Annotated in this window: 20 protein-coding genes and 1 tRNA gene; 11 read left to right on the top strand and 10 right to left on the bottom strand. The window is 63.7% G+C overall.

What is annotated here, in order from left to right; translation table 11 throughout:
- Position 1: 1 nt before the first annotated feature.
- From pheT to rpmI, 4 genes are all read right to left on the bottom strand, one after another.
- A complete protein-coding gene (pheT, locus tag JQ624_RS02255) occupies positions 2-2410 on the bottom strand; it encodes a phenylalanine--tRNA ligase subunit beta (RefSeq protein WP_212417188.1) in 2409 nt (802 codons plus the stop codon).
- On the bottom strand, positions 2407-3489 hold the full coding sequence (gene pheS / locus JQ624_RS02250) for a phenylalanine--tRNA ligase subunit alpha (RefSeq protein ID WP_212417187.1): 1083 nt from the start codon (positions 3487-3489) through the stop codon (positions 2407-2409). The genes pheT and pheS overlap by 4 nt, the downstream gene beginning before the upstream one ends.
- A gap of 199 nt (positions 3490-3688) precedes the next feature.
- Positions 3689-4048 carry a 50S ribosomal protein L20 gene (gene rplT / locus JQ624_RS02245; protein ID WP_057849057.1) on the bottom strand — a complete coding sequence of 120 codons (360 nt, stop codon included), beginning with the start codon at positions 4046-4048 and terminating at the stop codon, positions 3689-3691.
- Positions 4049-4126: 78 nt separating this feature from the next.
- Positions 4127-4327 (bottom strand): 50S ribosomal protein L35, encoded by a 201-nt coding sequence (gene rpmI / locus JQ624_RS02240; protein ID WP_008539890.1) that lies wholly within the window; start codon positions 4325-4327, stop codon positions 4127-4129.
- 263 nt (positions 4328-4590) lie between these two features.
- On the opposite strand from rpmI, the gene JQ624_RS02235 reads away from it, so the two are divergent.
- Entirely contained in the window at positions 4591-5022 is a 432-nt protein-coding gene (locus JQ624_RS02235; protein WP_212417186.1) for a hypothetical protein, read from the top strand.
- Positions 5023-5187: 165 nt separating this feature from the next.
- Here the strand turns inward: JQ624_RS02235 and infC are convergent, their stop codons facing one another.
- Positions 5188-5727: a translation initiation factor IF-3 gene (infC, locus tag JQ624_RS02230; RefSeq protein WP_212417451.1), complete on the bottom strand. Its 540-nt coding sequence runs from the start codon at positions 5725-5727 to the stop codon at positions 5188-5190.
- A gap of 221 nt (positions 5728-5948) precedes the next feature.
- Here infC and JQ624_RS02225 point away from each other — a divergent pair, with 221 nt between their 5' ends.
- Positions 5949-6743, top strand: a complete 795-nt coding sequence (locus tag JQ624_RS02225) for a carboxylesterase (RefSeq protein ID WP_212417185.1) — start codon at positions 5949-5951, stop codon at positions 6741-6743.
- Between the two features lie 158 nt (positions 6744-6901).
- A complete protein-coding gene (locus JQ624_RS02220) occupies positions 6902-7372 on the top strand; it encodes a nuclear transport factor 2 family protein (protein ID WP_212417184.1) in 471 nt (156 codons plus the stop codon).
- Between the two features lie 136 nt (positions 7373-7508).
- Here the strand turns inward: JQ624_RS02220 and JQ624_RS02215 are convergent, their stop codons facing one another.
- The 3 genes from JQ624_RS02215 to JQ624_RS02205 all read right to left on the bottom strand — a co-directional run bounded on the left by JQ624_RS02215 (position 7509) and on the right by JQ624_RS02205 (position 10312).
- Entirely contained in the window at positions 7509-8315 is an 807-nt protein-coding gene (locus tag JQ624_RS02215) for an acyl-CoA thioesterase domain-containing protein (protein ID WP_212417183.1), read from the bottom strand.
- 144 nt (positions 8316-8459) lie between these two features.
- Complete coding sequence (queG, locus tag JQ624_RS02210) at positions 8460-9671, bottom strand: tRNA epoxyqueuosine(34) reductase QueG (protein ID WP_212417182.1); 1212 nt, start codon at positions 9669-9671, stop codon at positions 8460-8462.
- On the bottom strand, positions 9620-10312 hold the full coding sequence (locus tag JQ624_RS02205; protein ID WP_212417181.1) for a glutathione S-transferase family protein: 693 nt from the start codon (positions 10310-10312) through the stop codon (positions 9620-9622). The genes queG and JQ624_RS02205 overlap by 52 nt, the downstream gene beginning before the upstream one ends.
- A 176-nt stretch (positions 10313-10488) precedes the next feature.
- On the opposite strand from JQ624_RS02205, the gene JQ624_RS02200 reads away from it, so the two are divergent.
- Positions 10489-11295 carry an undecaprenyl-diphosphate phosphatase gene (locus JQ624_RS02200; RefSeq protein ID WP_212417180.1) on the top strand — a complete coding sequence of 269 codons (807 nt, stop codon included), beginning with the start codon at positions 10489-10491 and terminating at the stop codon, positions 11293-11295.
- Positions 11296-11399: 104 nt separating this feature from the next.
- Here JQ624_RS02200 and JQ624_RS02195 read toward each other — a convergent pair whose 3' ends face one another.
- Positions 11400-12368: a complex I NDUFA9 subunit family protein gene (locus JQ624_RS02195; RefSeq protein WP_212417179.1), complete on the bottom strand. Its 969-nt coding sequence runs from the start codon at positions 12366-12368 to the stop codon at positions 11400-11402.
- Between the two features lie 149 nt (positions 12369-12517).
- Between JQ624_RS02195 and JQ624_RS02190 the strand changes: the two genes are divergently transcribed.
- Positions 12518-12604 (top strand) — tRNA-Leu (locus tag JQ624_RS02190).
- A 90-nt stretch (positions 12605-12694) separates the two neighbouring features.
- Here JQ624_RS02190 and JQ624_RS02185 read toward each other — a convergent pair.
- Positions 12695-12937, bottom strand: a complete 243-nt coding sequence (locus tag JQ624_RS02185; RefSeq protein ID WP_212417178.1) for a hypothetical protein — start codon at positions 12935-12937, stop codon at positions 12695-12697.
- A gap of 171 nt (positions 12938-13108) precedes the next feature.
- On the opposite strand from JQ624_RS02185, the gene JQ624_RS02180 reads away from it, so the two are divergent.
- The 6 genes from JQ624_RS02180 to rpoN all read left to right on the top strand — a co-directional run bounded on the left by JQ624_RS02180 (position 13109) and on the right by rpoN (position 18583).
- Positions 13109-13267 carry a hypothetical protein gene (locus tag JQ624_RS02180; RefSeq protein ID WP_212417177.1) on the top strand — a complete coding sequence of 53 codons (159 nt, stop codon included), beginning with the start codon at positions 13109-13111 and terminating at the stop codon, positions 13265-13267.
- A gap of 200 nt (positions 13268-13467) precedes the next feature.
- Complete coding sequence (locus JQ624_RS02175; RefSeq protein ID WP_212417176.1) at positions 13468-14082, top strand: ribonuclease D; 615 nt, start codon at positions 13468-13470, stop codon at positions 14080-14082.
- Between the two features lie 139 nt (positions 14083-14221).
- Positions 14222-14953 (top strand): LPS export ABC transporter periplasmic protein LptC, encoded by a 732-nt coding sequence (gene lptC, locus JQ624_RS02170; protein WP_409334294.1) that lies wholly within the window; start codon positions 14222-14224, stop codon positions 14951-14953.
- A complete protein-coding gene (locus JQ624_RS02165) occupies positions 14950-15642 on the top strand; it encodes an LptA/OstA family protein (RefSeq protein WP_212417175.1) in 693 nt (230 codons plus the stop codon). The genes lptC and JQ624_RS02165 overlap by 4 nt, the downstream gene beginning before the upstream one ends.
- A 196-nt stretch (positions 15643-15838) precedes the next feature.
- A complete protein-coding gene (lptB, locus tag JQ624_RS02160; protein WP_212417174.1) occupies positions 15839-16840 on the top strand; it encodes an LPS export ABC transporter ATP-binding protein in 1002 nt (333 codons plus the stop codon).
- Positions 16841-16933: 93 nt separating this feature from the next.
- Positions 16934-18583, top strand: coding sequence for an RNA polymerase factor sigma-54 (gene rpoN, locus JQ624_RS02155; RefSeq protein WP_212417173.1), 1650 nt, complete (start codon positions 16934-16936; stop codon positions 18581-18583).
- The last annotated feature ends 34 nt before the right edge of the window (positions 18584-18617 follow it).

Raw genomic sequence — 18617 nt, 5'->3', positions numbered from 1 at the left:
ATCACGCTCGCAGCGTGCCGCCGGTCTTCTTCGTCACCTCGGCCACGATCTTTGCCGCTACCGCGTCGATCTCCTGGTCGGTCAGGGTCTTCTCGCGCGGCTGGATCGTCACGGCAATTGCGATCGACTTCCTGGCTGGATCGATGCCCTTGCCTTCGTAGACGTCGAACACGGTCACATCCGTGATCAGCTTCTTGTCCGCGCCTTGCGCCGATCGCACGATGTCGCCGGCCTTCACGCCGCGATCGACGATGAAGGCAAAGTCGCGCGACACCGGCTGGAACGCGGAGAGGTCGAGCACGGGCTTGGCCCGGGTCGATTTCTTCTTGGCGTCGGGAATGCGGTCGAGGACGACTTCGAACGCGATCAAGGGGCCGTCGGCGCCGAGCGCTTCCAGCGCGCGCGGGTGCAACTCACCGAAATAGCCCAGCACGTTCTGCGGGCCGATCTGGATGGTGCCGGAGCGCCCGGGATGCAGCCAGCTCGCGCCGCCCGGCACGATCTGCAGCGCCTGCATCGGCGCGCCGGCGGCCGCGAGCACGGTGAACGCGTCCGCCTTGGCATCGAGCGCATCGGTCATGGCAGAGCCCGACCAGTGCCGGCCCATCCCTTTCGCGGAGGCAAAGCCGCGGCGCACGCCTGAGGCCGCGACGAACTGGCTCTCAGGTCCATCGCCCTTGAAGATCTGGCCGACTTCGAACAGCGCGACGTCCTGATAACCGCGATTGGCGTTGGCCTGCGCCGCGGCGACGAGGCCCGGCAGCAGGCTTGGCCGCATGTCCGAGAGGTCGGAGGCAATCGGGTTGGCGAGCGCGAGTTCGGCCTGTCCGCCGCCGAACAATTCGGCATGCGGCTTTGAGATGAACGACCACGTCACCGCTTCCACCATGCCGCGCGCAGCCAGCGCGCGCTTGGCGCGGCGGGTGCGGAGCTGGATCGTGGTCAGGACCGGCTTGCGGGCTTCGTCGCCGCGCTCGAACGGCGTCATCGGCACCTTGTCGACGCCGACGATGCGCACGATCTCCTCGACGAGGTCGGCCTTGCCATGCACATCGGTGCGCCAGGACGGTACCGCCACCTTCACGACAGGGCCGCTGCCGGCCACCATGAAGCCGAGATGAGTCAAGATGCGTCGCGCTTCCGCCAGCGGCACGTCGATCCCGGCGAGGCGCTTGACCTCGGCCAGCGGAAAATCGATCACGCGATCTTCGCCGAAGGCGTCGCCGACGACGAAATTCTCTGATGGCGTGCCGCCGCACATCTCCATGACGAGTTTGGTCGCGAGCTCAAGCCCCGGCACCATGAAGGCCGGATCGACGCCGCGCTCGAAGCGATAGCGTGCGTCGGAATTGATGCCGAGCTTGCGGCCGGTCTGCGCGATGTTGATCTCGTTCCACAGCGCCGATTCGACCAGCACATCAGTGGTATTCTCGTCGCAGCCGGACGTCTCGCCGCCCATAATGCCGGCAAGCGATTCGACGCCGTGCTCGTCCGCGATCACGCAGATCGAGGGATCAAGCGCGTAGGTGCGGCCGTCGAGCGCCAGCAGGCTTTCGCCGTCTTTGGCGCGGCGCACAGTGAGATTGCCGTTCACCTTCCTGGCGTCGAACACATGGAGCGGCCGGGCGCGGTCGTAGGTCATGAAGTTGGTGATGTCGACCAGCGCGTTGATCGGCCGCAGCCCGATCGAGGTCAGCCGCTTCTGCAGCCATTCCGGGGAGGGGCCGTTCCTGACGCCGCGCACCAGCCGCAGCGCGAAGCCCGGACACAGCGTGGCGTCTTCCACCGTCACCTTCACCGGGCAGGGGAATTCGCCCTTGATCGGCTTGATGGCGGGATCCCTGAACTTGCCCATGTCGGCGGCGGAGAGATCGCGCGCGATGCCGTGCACGCCGGTGCAGTCCTGGCGGTTCGGCGTCAAATTGATTTCGAGCACGGGATCGCCGAGGCCTGCCCATTCGGCATAGCCCTTGCCGATCGGCGCATCGGCCGGCAGCTCCATGATGCCGTCATGGTCTTCGGAGATCTCGAGCTCGGCCGCCGAGCACAGCATGCCGCGGCTCTCGACGCCTCTGATGGTGCCGATGCCGAGCGTGATGTTCTTGCCGGGAATGAAGGTGCCGGGGGCTGAGAACACGCTGACGAGGCCAGCGCGCGCATTCGGCGCCCCGCACACCACCTGCACCGGTGCGCCGCCGTCGCCGGTATCGACCATGCACACCCGCAGGCGGTCCGCATTCGGATGCTGCTCAGCCGAGATCACCCGCGCGATCGAAAACGGCGCCAAGGCCTTCGCCTTGTCCTCGATGTTCTCGACCTCGAGCCCGATCATGGTGAGCCTGTCGGCAAGCTTTTCCAGCGGCTCGTCGGTGTCGAGATGTTCCTTCAGCCAGGAGAGGGTAAACTTCACGAGCTCAGCCCTCCCGCCAGCGTCGGGACATCGAGCGGCTTGAAGCCGTAATGATTGAGCCAGCGCACGTCGCTGTCGAACAACTGGCGCAAATCAGCGATGCCGTATTTCAGCATCGCGATGCGGTCGATGCCCATGCCCCAGGCGAAGCCCTGATAGACATCAGGATCGATGCCGCAGGCGCGCAGCACGTTCGGATGCACCATGCCGCAGCCGAGAATCTCCAGCCAATCCTCGCCTTCGCCGAAACGAATCTCGCCCTTGTCGCGCCGGCACTGGATGTCGACCTCGAGCGAGGGCTCGGTGAACGGGAAGAACGACGGCCGGAACCGCATGTTGATGTGGTCGACCTCGAAGAACGCCTTGCAGAACTCGTGCAAAATCCATTTGAGATGGCCGAGATGCGAGCCCTTGTCGATGACGAGGCCCTCGACCTGGTGGAACTGCGGCGTATGGGTTGCGTCCGAATCGATGCGATAGGTACGGCCCGGGCAGACGACGCGGATCGGCGGTTTCTGCGACAACATCGTGCGCACCTGCACCGGCGACGTATGCGTGCGCAACAGCATGCGCGAACCATCTTCCTTCGGATTGAAGAAAAACGTGTCGTGCATCTCCCGCGCCGGATGGCCCTCGGGGAAATTCAGTTTTGTGAAGTTATAATCGTCGGTCTCGATATCGGGACCTTCGGCGATCGAGAATCCCATATCGGCGAAGATCGTGTTGACCTCCTCGAAGACCTGGCTCAGGGGATGGATGCGGCCGGCTTCCGCGGGCGCCTCGCGCAGCGGCAGCGTGACGTCGATGGTCTCGGAAGCAAGCCGGGCATCGAGCGCCGCCGATTTCAGGATGTCGCGGCGCGCGGAAAGCGCCTGGGTCACCTTGTCTTTGGCGAGATTGATCGCGGCGCCCTGCGTCTTCCGCTCGTCCGGTGACATCTTGCCGAGCGTGGCGAGCAATGCGGAGATCGAGCCCTTCTTGCCGAGGGCTGCCACGCGCACGGCTTCAAGGGCTGCTTCGTCGCCGGCAGCGGCGATATCGCCAAGGATTTGGGATTCGAGTTGAGCGAGGTCGGTCATGGCGATCCTTTTGACTAGGATGCTAAAGCCGATGCTCCTAGCCCGTCATGCCCGGGCTTGTCCCGGGCATCCACGTCTTACAGCGTTCGCGAGAATGAAGGCGTGGATGGCCGGGACATCTAGTGCGAAGACGCGCTTCGCGCTCTTGCCCGGCCATGACGCCCTCGAGAACTTCGCAGAAGGGTCGAGGGGCGACGGCTTACGCCGCCAGTGCGGCCTTGGCCTTCTCGGCGATCGCCTGGAACGCCGCCGGCTCGGTGATGGCGAGATCCGACAGCACCTTGCGGTCTACTGTGATGCCCGACTTGGCGAGGCCGTTGATAAAGACGCTGTAGGTCATGCCGAACGGACGTACCGCGGCATTGATGCGCTGGATCCAGAGCGCGCGGAACGTGCGCTTCTTGCGCTTGCGGTCGCGGAAGGCATATTGCCCGGCCTTCTCAACGGCGGCTTTCGCCGCGCGGATGGTGTTCTTGCGGCGGCCGCGGAAACCCTTGGCGGCCTTGTAGACTTTCTTGTGTCTGGCGTGAGAGGTCACACCGCGTTTGACGCGAGACATGACTGCTATCCTTGAATTTCAAATCGGTGATGGAACGCCGCGCGTGCGCGGCCGGCTGGAGCGTGAATGCGAGCGCGATCAGGCGTTCGGCAAGAAGTACTTCTTGACGTTGTCGCCGTCGGTCTTGAACAGCACGCGGGTGCCGCGGAGCTGACGAATCTGCTTCTTCGTCCGCTTGATCATGCCGTGGCGCTTGCCGCGCTGGGCGTGCATCACTTTGCCGGTGGCAGTCACCTTGAAGCGCTTTTTAGCGCCTGACTTGGTCTTCAGCTTGGGCATTTGGCTCTCCTGTCGGCCACAGAAAAACGCGCCCGAGGGGCGCTTTTGCGGCTTAAAATGCTCGTTAGAGCGTTGAAAGTGCTCAGGTTTTTCCCAAAACCGAGATAACCCGCACGGACATCGACACGGCAGCCCTTGATCAGCCGGGCGATGAAGGTCGGGCTTATGGCAGAGGAAGCGCCAATTGGCAATGATGAACCGCGCAAGGCCGTGCTGCTACCTACCCGGTGATGTCATTAACGCTTCGGTTCGGAGCAGGAACAATGGCCCATTTTCAGCGATCGATTGCCGGTTTTGGCACTTCTGCCCGCCTTCGCGCCGCGCGCTGGCTTCCCGTTTTCGCCGCTCTGGCCGTCATGGCGGCCCCGGTCACCGCCGAAGCCGCGCCGAGGGGAGCCAGGGCAATCCGAGCCTATGACGGCATCTGGAACGTGGTTTTCGCCACCACGCGGGGCAATTGCAGTTCAGGCTACAGCGTTCCCTTCACTGTCATCGGCAGCCGGGTTTCATCGGCCGGCGGCGGCAGGGTTTCGGGATCGGTCAGTCGCGCCGGTGTGGTTGCGGTCAGGGTTTCGGTCGGCGCATCCCGCGCCAGCGGCGGCGGCCGGCTTGCGGGCAGCTACGGCGCGGGCTCGTGGCGCGGCATCATCACCGGCGATTACTGTAGCGGTACCTGGCAGGCTACGCGGGGTTAAGCGCGTAGCAGGAGCCCGTAGCCCGGATGTAGCGCAGCGAAATCCGGGGCCGGCGTATCCGTGCATCGACCTATCCCGGATTACGCTTCGCTCCATTCGGGCTACGTGAAACGAAAGCGGCCCGCCGGATGTTCGACGGGCCGCTGTTAATCTCTGTATTTCAAATCAGCGCGGCGCCAGTACCATCACGACCTGGCGGCCTTCGAAACGCGCGTCCTGCTCGACCTTGGCGAATTCGGCGACATCGGCCTTGACCTTGTCGAGAAGCTTGGTGCCGATCTCCTGGTGCGCCATTTCGCGCCCACGGTAGCGCAAGGTGATCTTGACCTTGTCGCCTTCCTCGAAGAACCGCTGCATCGCGCGCATCTTCACGTCGTAGTCGTGATCGTCGATCATCGGCCGCAGCTTGATCTCCTTGATCTCGACGATCTTCTGCTTCTTGCGGGCCTCGGCGGCTTTCTTCTGTGCCGAATACTTGAACTTCCCGTAGTCCATAATCTTGCAAACGGGAGGATTGTTGTTCGGCGAAATCTCGACAAGATCCATGCCCGCCTCGAGGGCCATCTTGATGGCGACCACGGTCTCGACCGTCCCGTGGTTGAGGCCGGTCTGATCGATCAACTGGATCTGTGCGTTGCGGATTTCATCATTGGTGCGCGGCCCGTCTTTGGTTGCAGCGGGCGGGGCTCTGTTGGGACGGCGAATGGGTAACTCTCCAAAGTTGTGAAAGGAAGGGCCGTAGTTTGAAGCAATACGCTGATAACAGCAAGCGAACTCGCCGTCTGCGCCCGAAAACCGTCAAATGCGAGGCATTTCGGTCACGTCCGCCAAATATAGCGTGGCGGCCTGATCTGCAAGCGCTGGCCACCGCGCTTGACCGATGAAGCGCGCTCGCGGACAAAGCAGCGGGCGGGAGTGACCGATCCATGACCAATTCAGCAACAATCGACCAGGAACCGACCTTTATCGAGGTGGGGGAGGGCAGTGGCCGCCGCAGGATTGCCGTGCGGGCCCGTGCCGGCAGCGGGCCCGGGCTGTTCTGGCTCGGCGGCTTCAATTCCGACATGCGGGGCACCAAGGCGCTGGCGCTGGATGCCTGGGCCGCGGAACATGGCCGCGCCTGCATCAGGTTCGATTATTCCGGCCATGGCGAATCGGGCGGCGCTTTCATCGACGGCACCATCGGGCGCTGGCTGGAAGAGGCCGTCGCCGTGTTCGAGCAGTTCTGCCGGGGGCCGCAGGTCGTGATCGGCTCGTCGATGGGCGGCTGGATGGCGCTATTGCTGGCGCGCGCCATCGCCAACCGCGATGCGAAGGAGGCGACCCTCGCCGGGCTGGTGCTGATCGCGCCGGCGCCCGATTTCACCGAGCAATTGATGTGGAACGCCTTCTCCGACGAGGTTCGCGAGGAGATCAGGACCAAGGGCGTCTGGATGCGGCCGTCGGAATATGGCGACGGCGCGCCCTATCCGATCACGCGCGCGCTGATCGAGGAGGGCCGCAACCATCTCCTGCTCGGCAGCGCCATCGAGGTCGGATGCCCGGTGCGCATCCTGCAGGGCGCGCAGGATCCCGACGTGCCCTGGCAGCACGCCTTCGCGCTGGCGCACCGGCTGCCGGCCGAGGACGTGGTGCTGACCATGATCCAGGACGGCGACCACCGCCTGTCGCGCCCGCAAGACATCGCAAGGATCGTGGCCGCGGTGGCGGAGATGGGGTGAGGTCGCCCCACTTCTCTCGTTGTCATCATCCGCGAAAGCGGATGATCCAGTACGCCGCGGCCCATCGATTTATCTCACGCGCTCTGGAATACTGGATGCCCCGCCCCAGTGCGCAATTGCGCACAAGGCGGGGCATGACGACTGTGGGGAAGAACGCCATGAACACGTCAACCATGCTCCGGGCCTTCTGCGACGCCGTCGAGCAGCGCAACGGCAAGGCGTTCGCGGAACTGTTCACCGAAGACGGCGTCTATCACGACGTGTTCTACGGCGCGTTCGAAGGCCGCGCGAAAATCGCCGGCATGATCGAAGACTGGTTCTATCGCACGGCGACCGATTTCCGCTGGGACATGCACGATCCCGTTAGCGACGGCGAGACGCTCTATGCGCGCTACACCTTCAGCTACCGTTCGACGCTGCCGGAGGCGGAAGGGGCGCGCGCGATGTTCGAGGGCGTCGCCATCATGCGGCTGCGCGACGGCAAGATCGTGGAATATCACGAGGTCGCCAACACCGCGCCGGCCTTCGTCGACATCAAGTTTGCGCCGGAGCGGATCGCCAGGATTGTTGCGAAACAGGGCGCGGCGCTGAAGGCGCGGCCGGAGATGAAGCGGCATCTGGCGGAGTGACGGCCTCTCCACGTCATTGCGAGGAGCCAACGGGTCGCGCGAATGCGCGCCCGACGACAGGTTCCGCGACGAAGCAATCCAGACTTCCGCAGTGGCGGGATGGATTGCTTCGCTTCGCTCGCAATGACGGCGAGAGCTACGGCGGCGGCACGTTGGTCATCGGCTTACGCTGCGCCAGCGCCGCCACCGTGGACGTCCCGATCGGGCCCTCTTCGTCATAGAGCCAGCATTCGCCGATCGCGATGCCGTCGGTGGCGTGATGGTTGACCACGTCGAAGCCGACCCACGGCGTCACCGGAAGCCGGTGCAGATAGAGCGTGACGTCGCTGTTGATGTAGCCGAGCCCCTGATCGCCGGCATTGGCGAAGGGGCTGGCGAAATCCGCACCTGTGGCGACATGGACGAAGGGCGACATCGGCACGCCCTCGACCAGTTCGCGCACCTCGCTCATCCACAGCCGCCGCGGCCCGAGCGAGCCCATGTGGCCGATGATCGGCCGCGTGGTCCATTTGCCGTTCATCCCGAGCCGGGGATCGGTCGGCCTTGGGATGTCCGCGGGCTTCGGCGCGTCCCAATTCGGCGGCGACCAGACGTTGCCCGGCGCGTTTTCCGTCTTGCGCAATAACTGGCAGGAAGCGCGCGCCATGCTGGTGGCGCCACTGAAGAACTCGGCTTCCACTACCTTGATGCGCAGGCCGCTACGGACGAGCTTTGTCGTGACCTCGATCGGCGTCGTGATGTTGGGCAGGCGGAACATGTCGACGGTAAGGCGCGCCGGCACGAAAGCCTCGGAGCCGTGGCGCTGCTCGATCACATGGGCGAGCAGGCCGACAACGACACGGCCGTGCAGGGAATTGGCGTCCCACGGCCCGTTGGAGACGGGCGTCGGCATGAAGGTGTCGTTGACGCGGTCGTGGGTGAAGAAAGGCTGATTTTTTGTCATGGCTGATGACCATGGCGGATTTCGTCGCGTGAAATCAAGGGCGGGAGATCTGCCGATTCCTCATGGTGAGGAGGCGCAAAGCGCCGTCTCGAACCATGCAGGCCCGACTGTGGCCTCGATCCTTCGAGACGCGCTGCGCGCTCCTCAGGATGAGGGGCTGGCAGTGGTGGCACCGCCAAGGAGCCACTCTTCGCGCACGCTTTCATCCGCTTCGGCGTTCATCGCCACCGCAGCCAGTGCTTCAAATCTCTCCCGCTCGATCAATTGCGACAGCGCCCATATGGCCGCGCCGCGAACCAGCGGGCTTGCATCATCAAGCAAACATTCGGCCTCAAGCGCCAGCGACGCATCACCGGCGTTGCCGATCGCAATCAGCACGTTGCGGACAAAACGGTCGCGGCCGATGCGCTTGACCGGGGATTTCGAAAACAGCGCGCGAAACGCGTCGTCGTCGAGCCGCGCCAACTCGACAAGCGAAGGCGCCCGCAATTCCGCCCGCGCCGCCAGTTTCGCTTCGCGGCCTTCCTGCGCGAACTTGTTCCACGGGCATACCGCGAGACAGTCGTCGCAGCCATAAATGCGGTTGCCGATGCTCTTGCGGAACTCGCGCGGGATCGGGCCCTTGTTTTCGATCGTCAGGTACGAAATGCAGCGCCGCGCATCCAGCTTGTAGGGCGCCGGGAACGCCGCGGTCGGGCAGATCTCCTGGCACGCGTTGCAGGAGCCGCAATGGTCGCTGTCGGCGTCGTCGCGCGGCAGTTCGGATGCGGAAAAGATCGCGCCGAGAAACAGCCAGGAGCCGAAGTCGCGCGAGACGAGGTTGGTGTGTTTGCCCTGCCAGCCCAATCCGGCGGCCTGCGCCAGCGGCTTTTCCATTACGGCTGCGGTATCGATGAATACTTTCACCTCATCGCCAGATGCCGCCACCAGCCACCGCGCCAGCGTTTTTAGCCGCTTCTTGATGACGTCGTGATAGTCGTCGCCCTGGGCGTAGGCGGAGATTGCGCCGCGCGTACGTTGTTCAAGAAGCGCGAGCGGATTCTCATCGGGCCCATAGTTGACGCCGAGCATGATGATCGAGCGGACGCCGGGCCACAGTACGCGCGGGTTCATCCGCCGTTCGGGTTGCGCCGCGAGCCAGTCCATGTCGCCATGCGCGCCGGCATCGAGGAATTCGCGGAAATATTTGCCGGCATTGCCGATCGCGTCGGGATCGGTCACGCCGATGCAGTCGAAGCCGAGCGTCTCCGCTTCGCGCTTGAGCGCGGCCTTCAGATCGGCGGCGGAGAGTTTAACGCCCTTGTTCAGAAGTCGAGGTCCACATAGGTCCGCGAGGCCGGCACCCCCGCCAGCCATTCGCTCAGCAACGGGCGGAACGACGGGCGGGATTTCACCCGCGCGTACCACGCCTTTGCCGCGTCGTCCTCGCTCCATGGCACGTCGCCCAGATAGTCGATCGCCGAAAGATGCGCCGCGGCGGCGAGATCCGCGTAGGTCAGCCGGTCGCCGGCGAGGAAATTCCGCGTCTGCGCCAGCCAGCCAATATAGGCCAGATGATAGCGCACATTGACCTTGGCCGCGCGGATCACGTCGGTCGCCGGCGCCCCGCCGCCATTCTCCTCGCTCATGAATCGCTTGTAGATGCGCTCGGTCACCAGCGGGTTCGACGCCTCCTCGAAGAATTTTTCGTTGAACCAGGCCATCAGCCGGCGCACCTCGACGCGTTCAGCCATCGAGGCCGGCAACAGCCGCCGCTCGCCCGCCTCCAGGCCGTGCGTCTCGTCGAGATATTCGGCGATGATCCCGGCGCCCGGAATCGGCGGAAAGCCGTCAGCCATCAACACCGGCGTGGTGCCCGCCGGATTGAGCACGAGAAACCCTTCGCGCCGCTCCCAGGCCCGCTCTTCCACCAGGCGCAGGTCGAGGCCGTGTTCGCCCAGCACCAGGCGAATGAAGCGCGAATGCGGACAGAACGGGTGGTGATAGAGCGTGTACATGAAATCCCTGGGGTAAAATCGCGGCGACTAAAGGAACCCTCCAACCGCGTCAAGCGAATCGGGACACTAGCCAAGCAAACGCGCGAGACAATGGTGTTCTGACGTTTTTTTGCGATTGCGGCATGGGGAGGAATAGGCGAGAAGAACGCGCTTTTCCCAGCCAAACGGACCACATCATGATGTCGGATGCAGTGAAGGCGGTGATTCTCGGCATCATCGAGGGTATCACGGAATTTCTCCCGGTTTCCTCCACGGGCCATATGCTGCTGGCGCAACGCTTCTTCGGCCTGGGCGAGGGCGCCTTCTGGCAGAGCTTTGTGATCCTGATTCAGCTCGGCGCGATTCTTGCGATCGTCATGCTGTATTTCTTCAGGCTGTGGCGCGTCGCGCTCGGCATGTTCACCAACCCCGACGACCGGCGATTCGTCATCGGCGTGCTGGTGGCGTTCCTGCCGGCCGTCGTGGTCGGCCTGCTGGTCGGCAAATACATCAAGGAATTGCTGTTCAATCCGTGGGTGGTGTGTTTCACGCTGATCGTCGGCGGCGCGATCCTGCTGTGGGTCGATCAGCTCGATCTCAAGCCGCATGAGGACGACGCCACGCGTTATCCGCTGTTGATGTATCTGTGGATCGGCATCGCGCAATGCGTCGCGATGATTCCCGGCGTATCGCGCTCCGGCGCCAGCATCGTGGCGGCGATGCTGCTCGGCGCCGACAAGCGCTCGGCGGCGGAGTTCTCGTTCTTTCTCGCGATCCCGACCATGATCGGCGCGTTCGCCTATGATTTCTACAAGAACCGCGGCGAGATGACGATCGACCACGTCGGCATCATCGCGATCGGATTCGTGGTTTCGTTCATCACGGCGATGATCGTGGTGAAGACATTTTTGAACTACGTCACCCGCCACGGATTCACGTTCTTTGCGTGGTGGCGCGTCATCATCGGCACGCTGGGCCTGATCGCGCTGGCGCTGGGGAAGTAATCCTCAGAGCTCGTAGAGTGGGCAAAGGCGCCCACCATCTAACTCTCGGCGGCGTGAAAGGTGGGCACGCTTCGCTTTGCCCACCCTACGAAAGCTACGAACCTTTACGTGCTCTTGCGCTGAAACTGCCCGGCGGCGCGGAAGCGCCAGAGATATTGCGGGGCGATCGCTTCCATTGATTCCGGCGCAATGCCGAGGCCTTCCAGCGTGAGGCCGGCTGCCTTCGCCGCGTCGGACACCACGTTGTCTGACTGCAACATCATCACCTGATCGGGCGTCAGCTTCAGCGGTCCCGGTGCGAATTGCAGGAACATCGCCTGCAGCTTCGCCAACCCGAACGGCAGCGAAACCAGCATGCGCTTGCGCTCGGTGATCTTGAGAATGATTTCCATGATCTCGCGCATGGTCAGTACTTCCGGCCCGCCGATTTCGTAAGTCGCGCCCGGCTTCGTCTTGCCGTCGACGGCATCGGCGACCGCGGTCGCGGCGTCGCCGACATAGGCCGGCTGCAGCCGGGTTACCCCGCCGCCGATCAGCGGCAGGAACGGCGACATCCGGGCCAGCGCCGCAAAGCGATTGGTGAATTGATCGTCGGGGCCGAACAGCAGCGATGGCCGCAGGATCGTGGCCGACGGCACAGCCGCCAGCACCGTCTTTTCACCTGCCGCCTTGGTACGGCCGTAAGCCGAGGGCGAATTCTCGTCGGCGCCGATCGCAGATACGTGTACCATGCGCGCGCCGGTGGCGCCGGCCGCCCTGGCGATCGTTTCGGCGCCCTTGGCCTGCACCGCGTCGAAGGTCTGTGCGCCACCCTCGGTCAGGATGCCGACCAGGTTGATGGCGACATGGGAATCGCGCATGGCGGCCTCGACCGAGGCCGGGTAGCGCAGATTGGCCTGCACGGCGTGGATCTGGCCGACCCTGCCGAGCGGCTGCAGGTGCCCGGCCAGTTCCGGCCTCCGCACCGCCACCCGAATGCGGTAACCGCGCTTGGCCAGGGCCCGGACCACGTTTCGCCCCAGAAAGCCCGACCCGCCAAAGACTGTAACGAGCGTTTCCTGGTTAGATGTCATCGAAGTCAATTCCTGCCGGTCAAATTCGAGAGATATCGGTGGTATTTAGCGGATTCGCGATACGCCAACGCGCGGTCGCTGTACAGCGTATTTGGATGGCGATGAAGCGATTTGACAAGCGCGTGACCGATCCTTACTAACCCGCCCGGGCCCAGGTGGCGGAATTGGTAGACGCGCTGGCTTCAGGTGCCAGTGGCTTAACGGCCGTGAAGGTTCGAGTCCTTTCCTGGGCACCAAGTGCCCTTGCCCAAACCAATGAGATGCTGGTTGGCGCGAAGCGGCGAACGGCTGCCGCACGGCGCGGAAATTTCCGCCCTGTCGTCGCGCTACGCCGCCGGATCCTGATCGGAGCCGTGCGTGTGTCCGTCCGGGCCGCGGTTGAACACGCCATAATGGCTGGACTTCATCCCGCCGCCGTCGGCGGCAATGGCCGTCAGGCCCATTTTCAATAGCTCACGCACCGCCGCCGCCCGGGTCGGCATCCGGTGCTTGAAGCGGAAATCGTCGATCGCCGTCAGCTCTTCCGGCGAGAGCATGACCTGTAGTCGCTCACCGCGCATGTCGGACATCGAAACACCCAAGTTGAGATCATTGAGTAGTTTACTCAACACTTGTCCTTGACGGCGGTTCCGTCAAACGAGATTCATGCGTCAAATTAGCTAAATACTAGAACAAAAACAATAAGTTAATGGTTGATTTGCGGTCTGCTCGGGCGCATAATGTTAGCGTGGAGCACACCCATGACCGAGAACATCAAGCTGCCGCGCAAGCTGTCCGAAGAGCAGAAGCCACCGCCTCCGCGACGGCCGAGCCATGCGGACGTCATCGAGAATCTCGACCGCTGGGCCAATAGCCCGGAGCTTCAGCCGCCGACATCGTCCGAAGAGAAAACGGCCTGAACGTCTCGAAGCCGGCCGCAAACGGTGGCCATCACGGCAACGCTCCACGGCGCGCAAAGCCGCCGAACGTTGGATAAGCGAATAAAATCGCCACGAAGCCGCCATTTCCCGTCCTATAAGCCATGCCCACCCGCTCGCCTCCAGCGGCTCCGGGCGCTAGTGTTTCCGTCGAATCGACCCGAGACACGAGGCTTTCCTACATGACCATCCGCCTGCATCGCGGCGATCTGCCCGATTTGTCCCGCTACAAGGATTCGGTGGCGATCGATACCGAGACCATGGGGCTCAATCCGCATCGCGACCGGCTCTGCGTGGTGCAGATGTCGAACGGCGACGGCAGCGCCGATGTTATCCAGATCCCGAAGGGCCACACCGACGCGCCGAACCTGAAGGCGCTGCTGGCCAATCCTGCCATCACGAAGATCTTTCACTTCGCACGCTTCGATCTGGCCGCGCTCTACAACACGTTCGGCGTGATGCCGCAGCCGGTCTATTGCACCAAGATCGCCTCGCGGTTGACCCGCACCTATACCGACCGGCATGGCCTGAAGGATCTGGTGCGCGAAGTCCTCAACATCGACCTGTCGAAGCAGCAGCAGTCGAGCGACTGGGGCTCGGCAAGCCTCAGTGAAGCGCAGCTCGCCTATGCCGCGTCCGACGTGCTGCATCTGCATGGCTTGCGCGAGCGGCTCGACGCCATGCTCGCGCGCGAAGGCCGCACGGCGCTGGCGCAGGCCTGTTTCGACTTCCTGCCGACCCGGGCAAAGCTCGATCTCGGCGGCTGGGAAGCCGAGGACATCTTCGCGCATTCGTGACCGGGACCATTTGAAGCGGTCCGGCTGCCCGCTTCCGCCCCGTTTCGGTCACACTCATCGCGAGTGTCCGGGCTGCATAATCCCGCGATTGCGGGTAGAATGACGCTTTCCTGGCGTCTTGGCGCCCCTTGGAGCCGCGGTGAACTCGGTACAGAACCCAGCCTATGCCACCGGAATGGAGGCCCGCTTCGCCGCGGCCGCCCGCCACAGCCGGATGGTGCGGCTGCTGCGGGTCGCGGTCCCGGCGGCCGTGCTGCTGGCGATGGCCGGTATCATCGCAATCTCGGTCTTCAACCCGTTCCGCATCACGGGGCTGGCGAAGCTGCCCGTCGACATGAGCAATCTCGTGGTGTCAGGCACAAGGATCACCATGGAAACGCCGCACCTCGCGGGTTTCTCGACCGACCAGCGTCCATACGAATTGTGGGCCAAGGCCGCGATCCAGGATCTCGCCGACCCCGATCACGTCGAGCTCAGGACGCTGCGGGCCAAGGTCATGATGGAGGACAAGAGCACGGTGACGATGGATGCGCGCACGGGATTTTTCGACAGCAAGCAGCAGATGCTGGACCTGCGCAAGGACATCTTCCTGCAATCCTCCACCGGCTATGAGGCCAGGCTGTCGCAGGCCTATGTCGACATCAACAAGGGAACGGTCACGTCGGACGAGCATGTCGACGTCAAACTACTCAATGGAACACTGAGCGCCGACCGGCTCAGGATCATCAACAGCGGCGAGGTGGTGCGCTTCGAGGGCAACGTCGTGATGAACCTGATCATGGAAAGCCCTGCGGCGCCTGAGCCGGAGCCTGAACCAGCGCCGCCACCGAGGACGCGGTCCGTCACCGGCAAGTCATCAAACACGAAATGAAATTCATGATGCAGTTCCTCTCGCGCAGTTTTGCCGCCGCAGCGCTTGCGCTCGCGTTGATCGCCTCCGGTGACGCCTTGGCGCAAGGCGCCATGTCGGGCGTACCGAACGCGATGCAGGGCTTTTCGCAGAACCGCGATCAGCCGATTCAGATCGAGGCGGCGTCGCTCGAAATGCGCGACAAGAAGAAGGAGGCGACCTTCTCCGGAAACGTAAAGGTCGTGCAGGGCGACACCACCATGACCTCGAAGTCGCTGGTGGTGTTCTACGATTCCGGCCCGGCGCCGGCTACGCCTGCGCCCGCCGCGCCGAAGGGACCGAAATCCGGGCCGATGCAAGCCGCCTCTCCGGGGCCCGGCGGCAGCTCGTCGATCCGCCGGCTGGAAGCCAAGGGCTCCGTCGTGGTCACGCAAAAGGACCAGGTCGTGACCGGCGAGACTGCGATCTTCGACACGCGGGCCAACCTCATCACCATGGTCGGTGGGGTCGTGCTGACCCAGTGCAAGAACGTGCTCCGCGGCGACCGCCTCAAGGTCGACATGACCACCGGCGTGTCACGGGTCGAATCCGACAGCGGCAAGGTGCAGGGCATGTTCCTGCAGGGAGAGAGTTGCGGGTCCGGATCGGGCGCGTCGAAGCCGGCTCCGGCTCCGGTACAGATACCGTCGTTGATCCCCGGTAAAAAATAATTGTAGATCAATGCCTTGAAGATTATTTGGGGCTCGTACGGTTGAAGCTGGTAGCGCGACCCTGTATCTACAGGGCAGGGCGCACGGCGGGGTGTTTCGCTGGGCAGGGGACATCCATTCATTCATGGTTCGCTAGCGAAGCGATTCGCCGGCGGGCGCGTCGCGGTATCACCGTGAAAGGCGTAAGCGAAGCGGGATGGTGGACTTACTCGGCATGTTCCGTCGACGCCCCGCGAAACGCGGCGGCCCCGGGTTTGCGCGTTCGCGCGACGACATCACCGCGCTCGGCGATTCCTTCGGCGACATGCTGACGAGCCCGGTGCGCGATGCGCCGCCGAGGGCGCGCTCCGCTTCGCTGCCCGGGCTGGAATTGCCACAGCCGCAGCCCGACGCAGAGCCTCGGCGTGAACCGCGTCCCCGTGCGCAACCCCGTCCCAAGGCCAATGGCGGCGAAGCGCCGCGTCTGATCAAGCGGCCGGGCTTCCTCGCCGTGCACAGTGTGGAAAAGAGTTTCGGCACCCGCCAAGTGGTGCGCGGCGTCAGCATCTATGTCCGCCGCGGCGAGGCGGTCGGCCTGCTCGGCCCGAACGGCGCCGGCAAGACCACGGTGTTCTACATGATCACCGGCCTGATCAAGGCGGATCGCGGCGCTATCGAACTCGACGGCCACGACGTGACCCAGCTGCCGATGTATCAGCGCGCGCGGCTCGGCATCGGCTACCTGCCGCAGGAAGCCTCGATCTTTCGCGGCCTAACTGTGGAGCAGAACATTCGCGCCGTGCTCGAGGTCGTCGAGCCCAGCCGGAAGAAGCGCGAGGCCGAACTCAATTCGCTGCTCGACGAATTCAACATCACGCGCTTGCGCAAATCGCCGTCGATCGCGCTGTCCGGCGGCGAGCGCCGCCGCGTCGAAATCGCGCGCGCGCTGGCGACGCGCCCGAACTACATGCTGCTCGACGAACCCTTTGCCGGCATCGATCCGATCGCGGTCGGCGACATTCAGGATCTGGTCCGCCACCTCACCAACCGCGGCATCGGCGTTCTGATCACCGATCACAATGTGCGCGAAACGCTCGGCCTGACCGATCGCGCCTATATCGTTTATGCCGGGCAGATCTTGACCGAGGGCAGTCCGGAAGAAATCGTCAACGATCCGGATGTACGCCGCCTTTACCTTGGCGAGGAATTCCGCCTTTAGCTTTATTTTCGTGTTCGTCAAGGCGTGTACAAGGGCTTCGGACTAATATAAGCAAGAATCGGACCAACTTTCAGTGGATCGGTTCTTGGCCTCATGGCGCTAACGCAGAGACTAGAGTTCCGCCAGTCGCAGTCGCTGGTGATGACGCCGCAATTGATGCAGGCGATCAAGCTGCTGCAATTGTCGAATCTCGACTTGTCGGCCTTCGTCGAGGAGGAGCTGGAGCGCAACCCGCTGCTGGAGCGGGCCAGCGACGGTCCCGAAGCCCCGGTGGCGGGCGAGCCGGCCGCCCAGGGCGCCGAATTCCCCGATTCCGGCAGTTATGGCGAGGAAGGCGGCGGCGATGCCTCCGATATGGCGTCAGGTTCCGCCGGCGAGGCCTTCGAGTCCGGGCAGGAGGACTGGCTGAACCGCGACCTCGGCAGCCGCACCGAGATCGAGCAGACGCTGGACACCCCGCTCGACAACGTCTTTTCCGAGGAGCCCGCTGAAGCCGCCGCCCGCGTGGCGCAGGATGCGGCGCCGACTGCCTACACCGAATGGGGCGGCGGCGCCTCCAACGACGACGATTACAATCTGGAAGCCTTCGTCGCCGCCGAGGTGACGCTCGGCGGCCATCTTGCCGAGCAACTCGCGGTGGCGTTCAGCGGGCCGGCGCAGCGGATGATCGGACAATATCTGATCGATCTCGTCGACGATGCCGGCTATCTGCCGCCGGATCTTGGGCAGGCCGCCGAACGGCTGGGCGCCCCGCAGGGGGATGTCGATGCGGTGCTGTCAGTGCTGCAGAAATTCGATCCGCCCGGCGTCTGTGCCCGGAATTTGAGCGAGTGCCTCGCAATCCAGCTCCGCGAACTCAATCGCTACGACCCCGCCATGCAGGCGCTGGTGGAAAATCTCGATCTCCTGGCCAAACGCGACATCGCATCGTTGCGCAAATTGTGCGGCGTCGACGACGAAGATATCACCGACATGATCGGTGAAATCCGCCGTCTCGATCCCAAGCCCGGCCTGAAGTTCGGCTCGGCGCGCACGCAAACGATGGTGCCGGACGTCTATGTGCGGCCCGGCCCGGACGGCGGATGGCATGTCGAACTCAACAGCGACACGTTGCCGCGCGTGCTGGTCAATCAGGTCTACTACACCGAGCTGTCGAAGACGATCCGCAAGGACGGCGACAAATCCTATTTCAGCGACTGTCTGCAGAACGCCACCTGGCTGGTGCGCGCGCTCGACCAGCGCGCCCGCACCATCTTGAAAGTGGCGACCGAAATCGTGCGCCAGCAGGACGGCTTCTTCACCCATGGCGTCGCGCATTTGCGGCCGCTGAATCTCAAGGCGGTGGCGGATGCGATCCAGATGCACGAATCGACGGTGTCGCGGGTGACCGCCAATAAATATATGGCGACCAATCGCGGCAGCTTCGAGCTGAAATATTTCTTCACCGCCTCGATCGCGTCGGCCGACGGTGGCGAGGCGCATTCGGCGGAGGCGGTCCGTCACCACATCAAGCAGTTGATCGATGCGGAAGCCGCAAGCGCGATCCTCTCCGACGATACCATCGTGGAACGATTGCGCGAATCGGGCATTGATATTGCCCGCCGCACGGTCGCGAAATACCGCGAAGCGATGCGCATTCCTTCCTCGGTGCAGCGCCGCCGCGATAAACAGAGTATGCTTGGCAACGCACTTTCCGCTCCCGCCACCTCCTCCGACCGGTCCCGCGATACGGCTCCGGCCTGATTGCGTTCGCGTCAAATCGCGATAGTCTCAGGTT

Origin of the sequence: Bradyrhizobium sp. AUGA SZCCT0283 (assembly GCF_018130385.1) — a bacterium.
GTDB lineage: Bacteria > Pseudomonadota > Alphaproteobacteria > Rhizobiales > Xanthobacteraceae > Bradyrhizobium.
The sequence above is the reverse complement of the archived record's forward strand: the minus strand, read 5'-3'. Positions and strand labels throughout refer to the sequence as shown.